12 protein-coding genes are annotated in these 13,688 nt (G+C 51.7%); 11 read left to right on the top strand and 1 reads right to left on the bottom strand.

The annotated features are described in order from the left end of the window. The coding region (locus tag B4H10_RS03970; protein ID WP_292018221.1) for an MFS transporter at positions 1 to 581 on the top strand (581 nt) is incomplete at its 5' end. Here the strand turns inward: B4H10_RS03970 and B4H10_RS03965 are convergent. Then, entirely contained in the window at positions 561 to 1,421 is an 861-nt protein-coding gene (locus B4H10_RS03965) for a DMT family transporter (RefSeq protein ID WP_292018220.1), read from the bottom strand. The two genes, B4H10_RS03970 and B4H10_RS03965, sit on opposite strands and share 21 nt — an antisense overlap. A 225-nt stretch (positions 1,422 to 1,646) precedes the next feature. On the opposite strand from B4H10_RS03965, the gene alr reads away from it, so the two are divergent. The 10 genes from alr to B4H10_RS03915 all read left to right on the top strand — a co-directional run bounded on the left by alr (position 1,647) and on the right by B4H10_RS03915 (position 13,490). Then, positions 1,647 to 2,849, top strand: a complete 1,203-nt coding sequence (gene alr / locus B4H10_RS03960) for an alanine racemase (RefSeq protein ID WP_113856183.1) — start codon at positions 1,647 to 1,649, stop codon at positions 2,847 to 2,849. A 136-nt stretch (positions 2,850 to 2,985) separates the two neighbouring features. Continuing rightward, the gene (locus tag B4H10_RS03955) at positions 2,986 to 4,158 is read left to right on the top strand and encodes a pyridoxal phosphate-dependent aminotransferase (RefSeq protein ID WP_292018219.1); all 1,173 of its coding nucleotides are present in this window, start codon (positions 2,986 to 2,988) and stop codon (positions 4,156 to 4,158) included. Between the two features lie 149 nt (positions 4,159 to 4,307). Further along, a complete protein-coding gene (locus B4H10_RS03950) occupies positions 4,308 to 5,834 on the top strand; it encodes an FGGY-family carbohydrate kinase (RefSeq protein WP_113856181.1) in 1,527 nt (508 codons plus the stop codon). 367 nt (positions 5,835 to 6,201) lie between these two features. Beyond that, positions 6,202 to 7,059 (top strand): 3-hydroxybutyryl-CoA dehydrogenase, encoded by an 858-nt coding sequence (locus B4H10_RS03945; protein WP_292018218.1) that lies wholly within the window; start codon positions 6,202 to 6,204, stop codon positions 7,057 to 7,059. A gap of 45 nt (positions 7,060 to 7,104) precedes the next feature. Then, positions 7,105 to 7,887: an enoyl-CoA hydratase-related protein gene (locus tag B4H10_RS03940; protein ID WP_150824364.1), complete on the top strand. Its 783-nt coding sequence runs from the start codon at positions 7,105 to 7,107 to the stop codon at positions 7,885 to 7,887. A gap of 224 nt (positions 7,888 to 8,111) precedes the next feature. Further along, on the top strand, positions 8,112 to 9,152 hold the full coding sequence (gene hrcA / locus B4H10_RS03935; protein WP_292018217.1) for a heat-inducible transcriptional repressor HrcA: 1,041 nt from the start codon (positions 8,112 to 8,114) through the stop codon (positions 9,150 to 9,152). Positions 9,153 to 9,166: 14 nt separating this feature from the next. Continuing rightward, positions 9,167 to 9,781, top strand: coding sequence for a nucleotide exchange factor GrpE (gene grpE / locus B4H10_RS03930; RefSeq protein WP_059077293.1), 615 nt, complete (start codon positions 9,167 to 9,169; stop codon positions 9,779 to 9,781). Positions 9,782 to 9,816: 35 nt separating this feature from the next. Next, positions 9,817 to 11,679 (top strand): molecular chaperone DnaK, encoded by a 1,863-nt coding sequence (dnaK, locus tag B4H10_RS03925; RefSeq protein ID WP_292018216.1) that lies wholly within the window; start codon positions 9,817 to 9,819, stop codon positions 11,677 to 11,679. A 26-nt stretch (positions 11,680 to 11,705) separates the two neighbouring features. Next, complete coding sequence (dnaJ, locus tag B4H10_RS03920) at positions 11,706 to 12,932, top strand: molecular chaperone DnaJ (protein WP_059077291.1); 1,227 nt, start codon at positions 11,706 to 11,708, stop codon at positions 12,930 to 12,932. 177 nt (positions 12,933 to 13,109) lie between these two features. After that, the gene (locus B4H10_RS03915) at positions 13,110 to 13,490 is read left to right on the top strand and encodes a PH domain-containing protein (protein ID WP_059077290.1); all 381 of its coding nucleotides are present in this window, start codon (positions 13,110 to 13,112) and stop codon (positions 13,488 to 13,490) included. Positions 13,491 to 13,688: the final 198 nt, after the last annotated feature.

Here is a 13,688-nt window from a genome sequence, read left to right as displayed (position 1 = left end):
AAGAAGGGACGGCCGTGCCGGGCGTCATTTCCTTCCTCTTTGGCTTCGTCTATGCGTCGGTCAATACGTACCTGCCGCTCATGGCGGAAGAAGCGCACATCGCCTATGCCGGCCTGTTCTTTGTGTCCGGCACGTTGTTCGTGTTTCTCTCCCGGGTAGTTGGCGGCAAAGTCTATGACCGTCACGGCCCGTTTTCCGTCATGTTTCCCGGCGTACTCCTGTACAGTGTGGCCATTTTCATGATCTGTACGGCTCATTCACCAATCTATCTGCTGTGTGGTTCGGTTTTCTATGGCCTGGGTGCCGGACTTCTCATGCCGGCCATCATGACCTGGTTGTTTAATGTGGTGGCTCCGGCGCGGCGCAGCAATGCCAGTGCGACCTATTACAACACCATGGACCTGGGAACATGCCTGGGCATTGTCCTCCTGGGGACCCTGGCCGGCCATGTGGGATATGTGGCTATCTTCTATGGCGTCCTGGCCGTCATGGGGCTGTACATTGCCTTTACGCTCTGGGCATGGAAAAGCGGCCATATGACGGACCGGCGCACGCCGCCATCAGGCTCTCCGGTGCCATAACTCGGACAGGGCTACGCCGCCCAGGACGAGGACGGCCCCCAGCCACTGCACGGCTGTCAGGACTTCGCCGAGGAGCAGTCCCGACAGGGCCAGGGCCGTCAGGGGTTCGATGTAGCCGCAGATGGAGACGGTCTGGGCAGACAGGTTTTGAATACCGGAGAAATAGAGAGAGTAGCCGATACCCGTATTGACGATGCCCAGGCAGAGAATGCAGGCGATGGCCGTGCCGTCCAGTGCGGCCGGGCCGGAGGACATGGTACAGGTCACGAGGCCTACGACAAGGGAGGCGACGAGCAGCTGGCAGGCAGGAGATATGATCCCGCTTATGCCGGCTGTTTTTTTCATGGCGACGATGAGCAGGGCAAAGCACAGGGCGCACAGCAGGCCACACACGAGTCCCCATGAGAGGCCGTTGGCCTGAAAATCGGCGCCATTGATGCAGATCATGCCGCCGGTGACGATGATCATGCCGGACACTTTGGGCAGGGTGAACGGTTCGTGAAAGACGAACCGTGACAGAATCATGATGAGGACGGGGCCGAAATAGCAGATGAGTGTGGCCAGGCTGACGCCGATCTGCTGGTAGGCTTCGTACAGGAAAAGCCAGTTCCCGGCCAGGAATATGCCCGACAGTACCAGCCAGACGAGGGAACGGCGCGGTGCCGTAAAGAGTACGTGCCACTGCCGGCGGCAGAGGGCCAGTATGAACAGGAAAGTCCCGCCCAGGACCGTACGGCACAGTACGATTTCATAACTCGATAAGGGAATATGACTGGCAATGATGCCGTTGGTGCCGAAGATGACCGTTGCCAGAATGAATTTGATATATGAGTCTTTCATCGTATCCTCCTATTACACCCGTGTTGTATTGTATACATTGTATTGTAGCAAAAAACAGGGGAAAAGGGTTAAGGGTTCATACATTTTTTTGTATTCTGTAAATTGTATACATAAGTAAAAGGAAAAAGAAATAGTAGTTTTACGTTTCAGTTATATCGTAAGTGTGATAAAATAGACCGTAGATGTACAAAAATCCCATACTACGAGAGGAAAGAAGCTGAGTATATGATGGATGTCTACAGCACGACTGAAAATTTTACGCGCCGCGCCCTCTGGGCCCAGATCGACCTCGACGCGGCCGCTCATAATATGCAGGTCATCCGCCGTCATGTCGGACCGGATGTACGGATTGCGGCCGTTGTCAAGGCCAATGCCTATGGCCACGGTGCCGTCGAACTGGCCCGTACCTTTGCGGAAAACGGGGCCGACTGCTTTGCCGTTTCCAGTCTGGATGAAGCGGTGGAACTGCGCCGCTATGCGGGGATTACCAAGAATATATTCATCCTCGGCCATACGGACGGCCGGCGGACGGAGGAACTCCTGGCCTATCATATTGAGCCGGCCGTGTTCAATCTGAAGAATGCCGAATACTTTTCGTCGGAAGCGTCCCGCCTGGGCCAGACCCTGCAGGTTCATATTGCCATTGATTCCGGTATGAGCCGTATCGGATTCCTGCCCGATGAGGAAAGCATTTCCGTCATCAAGGAAATTGCCGCCCTGCCGCGCATCGAAATCCGGGGGATATTCACTCATTTTGCTGTGGCCGATGAGAAGGACAAGACCTTTACGCATGAACAGTTCAAGCGGTTTATGTGGGTCTGCAGCCGCCTGGAAGATGAAGGAGTCCACATCCCCATCCGACACTGCTGCAACAGTGCGGCGACGCTGGAACTGCCCCAGTATCATCTCGACATGGTCCGTCCCGGCATCATCCAGTACGGCTGCCAGCCGAGCCATGACGTATCTCTTGCCGGGTTTGATTTCCGGCCGGTCATGTCCCTGCGCTGCTGCGTGGCCCACGTCAAGCTCATCGATGCCGGGGCGACGGTCAGCTATGGCCGTCATTTTACCTGCGACCGGCGGCGCAAGATCGCGACGCTTCCTGCCGGGTATGCCGATGGCTACATGCGGGCCTTGTCGGGGAAGACCGACGTCCTGTTCCACGGTCACCGCGTCCCTCAGGTCGGCACAATCTGCATGGACCAGTGCATGATCGACATCACGGGCGAAGCGAACTGCCGGGCCGGCGATGAAGTCGTGTTATTTGGCCGCCAGGGCGATCAGTTTATCCCCATTGAAGAACTGGCCGACAAGGCTGGGACCATCAATTACGAAATCATGTGCAACATCAACCGCCGGGTGCCACGGGTCTATATCCGCAACGGCAGGGTGGTGGAACGGGAAGAATATCTCTTTGACAAACCTTAAAAGTTTCGCAGGATAAACGATAAACCTAAAATATAAACCTTGCAATCGGCAAGTATAAGGTATACTATAAAGATATAAGATACGTGCATATCCAGTATGCGCATAGAGAAATAATCTGAATAAGGTGGTGCGTGTTATGAATTGGGATGACAAGATTTCGAAAAACGTGCAGGCTATCAAACCGTCGGGGATCCGTAAGTTCTTCGATATTGCCAATCAGATACCAGGCGTGCTGTCCCTGAGTATCGGCGAACCGGACTTTGCGGCACCGGACAAGGTATGCGAAGCGATGAAAGCCAGTATCGATGCGCGGCAGACCAGCTATACGGCTAATTCGGGCCTCATCGAACTGCGGCAGGAAATTGCAAAATTATTCCATGACCGCTATGGCGTTGATTACGATCCGGTCGATGAAATCATGGTGACTGTCGGGGCTTCGGAAGGGCTGACCATGGCTCTTTTGGCACTGACCGAACCGGGGGATGAAGTCATCATTCCCGACCCGGCGTATGTAGCCTATCCGGCGGCCGTAAAAGCTGCCGGTGGCGTTCCCGTTTTCGTGCCGACCTATGCCCAAGATGATTTCAAAGTGACGGCCGAAGCGCTGGAACAGGTCGTGACGCCTAAGACGAAGGCACTCGTCATGGGTTACCCCAATAACCCGACAGGTACGGTCATGACCCGGGAAGAACTGCTGCCCATTGCGGAATTTGTCAAGAAGCATGACCTGGTCGTCATGAGTGATGAAATCTATTGCGAACTGGTGTACGGCGATACGAAATTCACATCCTTTGCCAACCTGCCGGATATGCGCGAACGGACGATTGTACTCAACGGCTTCTCCAAGGCCTACGCCATGACGGGCATGCGCCTGGGCTATGTCTGTGCCCCGCGGGACGGCCTGGCCAATATCCTGAAGCTGCACCAGTACATGATCATGTGTGCCAATACGCAGGCCCAGTACGGCGGCATCACCGCTCTCCGGGACTGCGCCGCTGACGTGGAATCGATGCGTCAGGAATACGATGTACGGCGTAAAGTCATTTATAAAGGCCTGGTCGATATGGGTCTTCCCGTTTTTGAACCGAAAGGCGCCTTTTACATCTTCCCCGATATCAGCTGCACGGGTATGAACAGTGAAGAATTCTGTGAAAAACTGGTCAAGGAAGAAAAAGTGGCCGTCGTTCCCGGCACGGCATTTGGTGCCTGCGGAGAAAATAATGTCCGCATTTCCTACGCTGCTTCCATGGAAACCATCAAGGAAGCATTGAAGCGGATGGCACGGTTTGTTGAAAAGTACAGAAAATAATATGGGATGATCAGAGGCTGCCCCGGGTTGTGTAACGGGGCGGCCTCTTTTTGGCCATGCAGGAATATGATACAATATATAGAACGAGTTAGAGACCGACACGGGCCATCAGGTCTGTGGAAGAATTGGAACAGGGGAGGACGGAGTATATGGGAACGAAGTATTATCTCGGATTTGATGCGGGGACGCAGAGCGTAAAGGTAGCGGTATATGATGAAAACATGGAGGAAATTGTCATGGCGACGGCCAAGACGACCTTGTCCTATCCACAGCCCGGCTGGGTACAGATGGATATCGATGAATATTACCGCCTGATCAAGCAGTGCATGCGCGTCTGCAGCGACGGCATGAAGGAAAAGGGGATTTCTCCTTCGGGCGTGCGGGCCATCATGGGCGATGGCATCATCTGCGGCATTGCCTGTATAGACGAAGATGGCCATGCCCTGACGCCGTACATCAATTACCTCGACAGCCGGACAGCGGAAGATGTATCGCAGCTGAAAGAGCAGCATCTTGATATCTGGGCCAGGGAAACGGGCAATGCCGAACCGAACGTCATGTTCCCGGCCATGTTTGCCCGCTGGTTTTTGCAGAACGTGCCGGACGTACGGGAAAAGGGCGTCAAGTTCGTCCACAACTGCCCGTATATCCTCCTGCACCTGGCCGGCCTTTCCGGGAGCGATGCCTTCATCGACTGGGGGACCATGTCCGGCTGGGGGCTCGGCTACGATGTGGTGAACAAGTGCTGGTCGGAGGAGCAGCTCCGTATCCTGGGCATTCCCCGGTCGTATATGCCGCGTATCGTCAAGCCCTGGGATATCATCGGCCATCTGTGTGAAGCCGATGCGGCGGAAACGGGATTTCCCGCTGGCATCCCCATCTGCGCCGGTGCCGGCGACACCATGGAATCGATGATGGGCAGCGGCATCCTGGAAGCCGGCCGGGCCGTCGATGTGGCCGGGACCTGTGCCATGTTTTGCGCGGCTACGGATGGCATTATTCCCGAACTGTCGGCGCCGGGTACGGGACTGGTCTTTAATTCGGGGACCCTTCCCGGCACGTATTTTTACTGGGGTATGGTGCGTACGGGAGGGCTGGCCCTGCGCTGGTTCAAGGATAACATTGCCCGCAAGGCCGATGATGATGCCTATTACGGAGAAATGGACGACCTGGCCCGGCGTCATCCCGCAGGCTGCGGCGGCGCCATGTTCATCCCGTACCTGACCGGTGGCAATGGCGATTATCCCAATGTACGCGGTACCTTTACGGGCCTGACCCTGGACGACGACCAGGGGGCGTTGTGGCGCTGCGTACTGGAGGGCATCGGCTACGACTATATGGAAGTCACCGACCGCTATCGCAGTGCCGGCATTGATCTCACGCAGCTGACTATCACCGAAGGCGGCAGCCGCGACCGGCTGTGGAATCAGATCAAGGCCGATATGCTCGATACCCGTGTCGTGACCTTGAAGGTCGCCGGCGGTGCCGTGCCGACCAACTGCCTGGTGGCAGCCTTTGCCGCCGGGGATGTGACCGACCTGAAAACAGCGTTGCAGCAGCAACTGGCCGTCAGGGAAGAGTTTGTGCCCTGCCGTGATCATACGGCCCTGTACCGGAACCAGTATGAACGCCGCAAGGGACTGTTGGAAGCCTTAAACAATATCAAAAATTTATAAAATAGTTCGTGAATGTGTACAAATTCACAAATAAGAACCGGATATTTTTCCGGTTCTTATTTTATTGTTATGTATGTTGTACATTACTGGTACAAAGTTATCTGGCCATGCCTAAAGTTCATTGATTTATGGAAATCGATGATTAAACAACATAAATGCATGGAAAAAGGCCGTTTTAATGCCGTATATAAAAGGTAAAATAGGCAATGATTCTGTAAAGTTATGAAAATGTCTGTTTTTTTAGTGGACTTTTTTTCCAAACGTGTTATACTATGAATGTAAGCAGTGCATCTTATATTTACCAAAAAGTGATTTTTTTTTGAGACAAAAAGTGAAAAAAATCACGCTAATAAAGGAGGAGTTTCAAATGTTCAAAAAAGTCATGGTTATTGGTGCAGGTACGATGGGTTCCGGTATTGCTCAGGTATTTGCTGAACACGGCGTAGATGTTATCCTGAACGATATCAAACAGGAATTCATCGATGGCGGCATGAAAAAAATCGACAAACAGCTGACCAGAAAAGTTACGAAAGGTAAAATGACGGAAGACCAGAAAGCTGAAATCATGGGCCGTCTGACCGGTATCGTAGAAATCACGGAAGACAACATGAAAGATGTTGAACTCGTTGTCGAAGCTGCTATCGAAGACGAAAAGATCAAATGCGGCATCTTCAAGAACCTCGATGAAAAATGCCCGGCTAATACAATCCTCGCTTCCAATACGTCTTCCCTGCCTATCACCAAGATCGCTACGGCTACGAAACGTCCGGAAAAAGTTATCGGCATGCACTTCTTCAATCCGGCTCCGGTCATGAAACTGATCGAAATCATCAAAGGTATCGCAACTGACGATGCTACGACGAAAGCCGTTGTAGAATGCGCTGAAGGCCTTGGCAAATCCCCTGTTGAAGTTGAAGACTTCCCGGGCTTCGCTGCCAACCGTGTCGTCGTTCCGATGCTGAATGAAGCATGCTATGCCCTCATGGAAGGCGTTGCTTCCAAAGAAGGCATCGACGCTGTCTGCAAACTGGGTTACAACCATCCGATGGGACCGCTCGAACTGTGCGACCTGATTGGTAACGATGTCGTTCTCCACGTTATGGAAGTTCTCTATGAAGGCTTTGGCGATCCGAAATATCGTCCGTGCCCGCTCCTCCGTAAATACGTTGCTGCCGGCTGGCTCGGCCGCAAGACGGGCAAAGGCTTCTACGATTACAGCAAATAATGCCCGCTGGATAGCTTGATACTGACCTTAAGGAGGATTCTACCTATGGAATTTGAAAACATTCTCTTCACCGTAGAAGAAGGTATTGCTACAATTACGATCAACCGTCCGAAACAGGCTAACGCCCTGAATGCCGCTACGGTCCGTGATATTGAAAAAGCCGTTGACTACATTGCCGGCTCGAAAGACGTACAGGTAGTCATCATTACCGGTGCTGGCGACAAATTCTTCGTTGCTGGTGCAGATATCAAAGAAATGGCTGATTACAACCCGAAACAGGCTGGTGACTGGGGCACATATGGTGCTGGCGTCATCACCAAGATCGAAAGACTGCCACAACCGGTTATCTGCGCTGTAAACGGCTATGCTCTGGGTGGCGGCTGCGAAATCTCCATGGCCTGCGATTTCCGTTATGCTTCGGATAACGCCGTATTCGGCCAGCCGGAAGTCGGCCTGGGCATCATCCCCGGCTTCGGTGGCACACAGCGTCTTGCCCGCCTCGTAGGTCCTGGCATGGCAAAAGAAATCATCCTGAGCAACCAGAATATTGATTCGGCTGAAGCTCTCCGCATCGGCCTGGTCAACAAAGTCGTTCCTCAGGCTGAATTAATGCCGGCTGCCATCAAGACCGCTAAGAGAATCATGAAACAGGGTCCTGTAGCAGTACAGATCGCTAAGAAAGCTATCAACAACGGCTTACAGTGCGACATCATTACAGGTATCCAGTTCGAAAGCAATGTCTTCGGTCTCTGCTTTGCTACAGAAGATCAGAAGGAAGGCATGAAAGCGTTCATGGAAAAACGTAAAGCCGATTTCAAAGGCGAATAACCGGTTTTTCTACAAGATAATAAAAATACAGTGTCAGCGATGGCACTGTATTTTTTTTGACCATAAAAGTCAAAAGAATAGTATGAGAGAAAAATATTTTTGACTTTTTGACTTTTTTAGTCTAAAATCATTGACAAATCGGCTCAATCATGCTATCTTTTATATAGTTGTTAGCACACCAATAAAAAGAGTGCTAAAACAACGCGGCATCGAGGTGACAGGAAATGAATTTGGATGAAAGAAAACAAAAAATATTGCAAGCTATCATTCAGGATTACATCACGTCTGCCGAACCTGTCGGGTCCCGGACCATTGCCCGGAAGTATAATCTGGGCGTCAGTGCCGCAACGATCCGTAACGAAATGTTTGACCTGGAAATGATGGGCTATCTGGAACAGCCCCATACGTCGGCCGGCCGGATTCCATCTATTAAAGGGTATCGGTTCTACGTCGATTGTCTGGTGAAACCGGAAAAGGTGACAAATGATGAAAAGAAATTTGTTGAAACATGGTTTCAGGACAAGGTAAGCGATGTCGATCAGATATTTCAGAATACGGCGAAGGGACTGGCCAGGATTACGCACAATGTGACCCTCGTCATGACATCGCAGCAGCCCGGTTCCCGGCTGAAATACATACGGTTCCTGCCGCTGGATCACCGGCGCGCTATCATGATTGTCGTTACCGATTCCGGGCAGATTGAAAACTGTATTTATTCCAAACCGGATGGCGTCGATGTGGACGAACTCAACATCGTCGCTGAGAAATTGACGAATTTCCTGTCCGGCGTGTCCATGGCCAAAATCAACATGGACATGCTGCAGCAGTTCCACGACGATGTGGTAGATGACCTTGATTTGTACCGGACTGCTTTCCGCTCACTTCACAGGGCGTTCCGCCGTCAGCAGCAGTTGTATAAAGGCGGGACGATGGAACTCCTCAATAAGCCGGAGTTCAAGGATGTCGATAAGGCGAAAAGCCTGTTTACCATGCTGGAGGAACAGGATATTGTAGCCAATATCCTGCATGATGAGGGAGAACAAACGGACAAACCGGTAACGGTGCGTATCGGTGAAGAAACTAAATTATCTCCGATTAATGACTGCAGCATTATTGAAGCGACCTTTACGGCCAATGACGTAGTCCTCGGTAAGATTGCTGTTTTGGGACCGGCCCGCATGGAATATGCCCGGATCATTGGCTTACTCGATTTTATGAAACAGCATGTGACCCATATTCTGGAACATTACCAGGACGATAAATAGGAGGGATGCAGGTCATGAGTAAAGACAAGAAAAAAGAAGAAAAAGAAAAACAGACGACGACAGAGGCTGTGGAAGAAACGAAACAGCCGGCTGATGAAATAGCAGAAGAAACAGCGGCAGATGATGGTGCCGGTGCCGGACAGGCGGACAGCCAGAAGGCACAGCAGCCGGATGCCAGCGCACAGGCAGAGGCGGCAGCAGCGGAAATGAAATCGCGCTACTTGCGCCTCCAGGCCGATTTTGCCAATTTCAAGAAGCGGACTGCAACAGAAAAGCAGCAGATTTCTGAAGTCGTCAAAATGGATGTCCTCCAGAACATCCTGCCGGTCATCGATAATTTCGAACGGGCCCTGCAAGTGCCGCAGGATTCCCTTTCCGATGAGCTCAAATCGTTTGTAGATGGCTATACCATGATTTACAAACAGCTCATGACGGTTCTCGAAAAAGAAGGTGTTACGAAAATTGATGCCGTAGGCAAACCGTTTGATCCGAATTATCATCAGGCAGTCATGCGGGTCCCCAGCGATGAATACGACAATGACGTCGTTGTGGAAGTCCTGCAGGAAGGATATCTGCTGGGCGACAAGACATTGCGCCCGGCAATGGTTAAAGTTGCATTTAACGGTTAAGTATCGTAGAAAGTATAAGATTGGAGGAATTACTTATGTCTAAAGTAATTGGTATTGATTTAGGTACGACAAACTCGGTTGTAGCTGTTATGGAAGGCGGCGAACCGACGGTTATCACGAATACAGAAGGGTCCAGACTGACGCCGTCTGTCGTTGGTTTTTCCAAGACCGGTGAACGCCTGGTCGGCCAGTTGGCAAAACGTCAGGCTGTTTCCAACCCGGAAAACACGATTTCTTCCATTAAACGCCATATGGGTGAAAATTACACCGTCGATATCCAGGGCAAGAAATATACGCCTCAGGAAATTTCGGCCATGATCCTGCAGAAACTGAAGGAAGATGCCGAAAGCTATCTCGGTGAAAAAGTTACCCAGGCTGTCATCACCGTTCCGGCATACTTCAACGATGCCCAGCGTCAGGCCACGAAAGATGCTGGTAAAATCGCTGGCCTCGATGTACTCCGTATCGTCAACGAACCGACGGCTGCAGCCCTCGCTTATGGCCTGGATAAAGGCGGCGACGGCAAGATCCTCGTATTCGACCTCGGCGGTGGTACTTTCGATGTTTCCATCCTCGAATTGGGCGACGGCGTATTCGAAGTAAAGGCCACCAACGGGAATACCCACCTCGGCGGCGACGATTTCGATAATAAAGTCATGAACTGGATGATCAGTGAATTCAAGAGCCAGACCGGCATTGACCTGTCGCAGGATAAGATGGCTGAACAGCGTCTGAAAGAAGCTGCTGAAAAAGCCAAGATTGAATTGTCCACGGTCCTTTCGACCAACATCAACCTGCCGTTCATCACGGCCGATGCCACGGGCCCGAAACACCTCGACCTGACGCTGACCCGTGCTAAATTCAACGAACTGACGGAAGACCTCGTACAGGCTACGATGGAACCGACCCGTAAAGCTATCGCCGATTCAGGTTTCTCTATCAATGAAATCGACAAGATTATCCTCGTCGGTGGTTCCAGCCGTATCCCGGCTGTTCAGGAAGCCATCAAACAGGTACTGGGCAAAGAACCGAGCAAAGGTGTCAACCCCGATGAATGCGTTGCTGTCGGTGCTGCTATCCAGGCCGGTGTCCTCGTCGGCGATGTCAAAGACGTACTGCTCCTCGATGTAACGCCGTTGTCTCTGGGGATTGAAACGCTGGGCGGTGTCTTCACCAAGATCATCGACCGCAACACGACCATCCCGACTTCGGGAAGCCAGATTTTCTCGACAGCCGTTGATAACCAGCCGTCTGTCGATGTCCACGTCCTGCAGGGCGAACGGGAAATGGCCGCCGATAACAAGACACTGGGTCGTTTCGAACTGACCGGTATCCCCGCTGCTCCCCGTGGAGTACCCCGTATCGAAGTTACGTTCAATATCGATGCCAACGGTATCGTAAACGTAGCAGCCAAGGATTTGGGCACGGGCAAGGAACAGAAGATTACCATCAAATCGTCTTCCGGCCTTGACAAGAGCGAAATCGACCGCATGGTCAAGGAAGCCGCTGCCCACGAAGCAGAAGATAAGAAGCGCAAGGAAGCTATCGAAGCCAAGAACAATGCTGATTCCCTGATTTATCAGGCTGAAAAGACCATCAAGGATCTGGGCGACAAAGCCGATGCTTCCAAAGTTTCGGAAATCAAATCGAAGATTGCCGACCTCAAAGAAGCCGTCAAGACGAACGATGTCGATAAGATCAAAGCCGCTTCGGAAGCTCTGACCAAACCGCTCTACGATCTGACCAGCGATATGTACAAACAGGCCGATACTCAGCAGCAGGCTGCCCAGCAGCAGGCCGGTGCACAGCAGAGTGCCGGTGCACAGCAGCAGGAAAACCAGAACGGTGAAAAAGTTGTCGATGCCGACTACAAAGTTGTCGATGACGACCAGAAGTAAGTTGTAAGTAAAGAGGGGCTGCCCATATGAGCAAAAAAGATTATTATGAAGTACTTGGCGTTCCCAGGGACGCCAGCGAAGCGGACATCAAAAAAGCGTTTCGCAAACTGGCAATAAAATATCATCCAGATAAAAACCGGGACAACCCTAAGGCTGCAGAAGAAAAGTTCAAGGAAGTCAACGAAGCCTACAGCGTCTTGTCCGATAAGAACAAGCGTGCCCAGTACGACCAGTTCGGCCCCGATGCGTTCCAGAATGGCGCAGGCGGAGCCGGCGGCTTCGGCCAGGGAGGCTTTGGCGGATTCGGCGGATTCGGTCAGGGCGGATTCAGCTCTGGCGGTTTCGGTGGATTTGGTGATATCTTTGATTCCTTCTTTGGCGGCCAGGGCAGCCGACAGTCTAATGGTCCGGAACGGGGAGCTGATCTCCGCTTCGATGTGGACATTACATTCAAACAGGCTGCCTTCGGGACGGAAATGGAAATCCAGGTGCCGAAGAATGAAACGTGTGAACATTGCCACGGCAACGGTGCCGAACCGGGCAGCAAGGTAGATACCTGTCCGGTCTGCCACGGCACAGGCCAGCAGCGGGTCGTACAGAATACGCCTTTTGGCCAGATGGTCAACGTCAGGACCTGTTCCCATTGTGGCGGGACTGGCAAGATTATCCATGAAAAATGCAAGAAATGTCACGGCGAAGGCACAGTGAAGGTACGCAAGAAACTGAAAATCAAGATTCCTGCTGGTGTCGATGATGGCGCACGCCTGCGCGTAGCCGGCGAAGGCGAACCGGGCGTACGCGGTGGTGGCCATGGCGATCTGTATGTGTACATATTCGTGCGCCGCGATCCGCAGTTTACCCGTCAGGGCAACGATGTCGTGTCCCAGCAGACTATTACCTTTGCACAGGCGGCGCTGGGCTGCACCATCCGCGTGGAAACCATCGACGGGCAGGTCGATCTGAAGGTGCCGGCCGGTACCCAGAGCGGCACTATTTTCCGGATCAAAGGGCACGGCGTACCCTATCTGGGCTCCAATGGCCGCCGGGGTGACCATCATGTGCAGGTCAACATTACGACGCCGAAGCGCATGAACGCCAAACAAAAAGAACTCCTGAAAGAATTTGCCCGGGCTGGTGGAGAAACCTGGGTGGGGGAGTCTAAAGAAGAAGGTTTCTTTGAAAAAGTAAAAAAGAAAGTGACCGACTTCATCCGCTCCATGAATAACTCCGGTACGATTGCCGGAAATGCATAATTTGCCACAGGACACTGCCGGTGCAGGTATCATCTGTACGGGCAGTGTTTTTGTTTTGTCCGGAAAATTTTTTTCCGGTCCGGCAGGATTTTTTCCCATGACGGAGAATATTATAATAAGGATAGTCTGTCTCTCACAGAGAGCCTTATTTCCATTACACGTTAGGAGGATCATACCATGTTTGCAGATAAAGACGATAAGAAGTTTACCCTGGCAGAAAAGAACGAAATCGGATTCAGGAAAGAATTGTATCAGAACCTTCTGGCCGAAGGCGAACAGGTACTGCTCGAATTCAACGCCCAGCGCAATGTAGTCGTGCTGACGGACCGGAAAATCATCGGCGTCCGCGTCGAAGCCTATACGGCACGGCACAAAGCGGCCCTGGTCATCCCGTACAGCAAGATTACGGCTTATTCGGCAGAAGTGAGCGATAATTCGGAAATGGATACGGAATTCAAAATCTGGGCTCCGTCCATTGACTGCTGCACCTTCCGCGTACTGGAAGACACCATCGACATGAAAGAAATCCTGCACATACTGGTCACGTATATCGGATAACAAAAACACTAAACGTCAAACACTAAACTTCAAACATCAAACTTCAAACATCAAACTTCAAACTCACCGGAAGGCTGTTGCATGACAGGTTTTGCTCCATGCAGCAGCCTTCTACGTTATCTTTCTATTTCCATGTGAAATATGCACTTGACAAGTATACTTATAAAGTGTACTATAATAGTTATATTTATATTTATG

The organism is Megasphaera sp. UBA4382 (genome assembly GCF_002391155.1).
In the GTDB taxonomy this organism is placed as follows: domain Bacteria; phylum Bacillota; class Negativicutes; order Veillonellales; family Megasphaeraceae; genus Megasphaera; species Megasphaera hexanoica.
This window is presented reverse-complemented; position numbering and strand designations above follow the sequence as displayed.

Bases quoted from the DNA above. Each gene is read 5' to 3' on its own strand.
- B4H10_RS03965 (WP_292018220.1), bottom strand. From the start codon at position 1,421: ATGAAAGACTCATATATCAAATTCATTCTGGCAACGGTCATCTTCGGC.
- alr (WP_113856183.1), top strand. From the start codon at position 1,647: ATGATGGATGTCTACAGCACGACTGAAAATTTTACGCGCCGCGCCCTC.
- B4H10_RS03955 (WP_292018219.1), top strand. From the start codon at position 2,986: ATGAATTGGGATGACAAGATTTCGAAAAACGTGCAGGCTATCAAACCG.
- B4H10_RS03950 (WP_113856181.1), top strand. From the start codon at position 4,308: ATGGGAACGAAGTATTATCTCGGATTTGATGCGGGGACGCAGAGCGTA.
- B4H10_RS03945 (WP_292018218.1), top strand. From the start codon at position 6,202: ATGTTCAAAAAAGTCATGGTTATTGGTGCAGGTACGATGGGTTCCGGT.
- B4H10_RS03940 (WP_150824364.1), top strand. From the start codon at position 7,105: ATGGAATTTGAAAACATTCTCTTCACCGTAGAAGAAGGTATTGCTACA.
- hrcA (WP_292018217.1), top strand. From the start codon at position 8,112: ATGAATTTGGATGAAAGAAAACAAAAAATATTGCAAGCTATCATTCAG.
- grpE (WP_059077293.1), top strand. From the start codon at position 9,167: ATGAGTAAAGACAAGAAAAAAGAAGAAAAAGAAAAACAGACGACGACA.
- dnaK (WP_292018216.1), top strand. From the start codon at position 9,817: ATGTCTAAAGTAATTGGTATTGATTTAGGTACGACAAACTCGGTTGTA.
- dnaJ (WP_059077291.1), top strand. From the start codon at position 11,706: ATGAGCAAAAAAGATTATTATGAAGTACTTGGCGTTCCCAGGGACGCC.
- B4H10_RS03915 (WP_059077290.1), top strand. From the start codon at position 13,110: ATGTTTGCAGATAAAGACGATAAGAAGTTTACCCTGGCAGAAAAGAAC.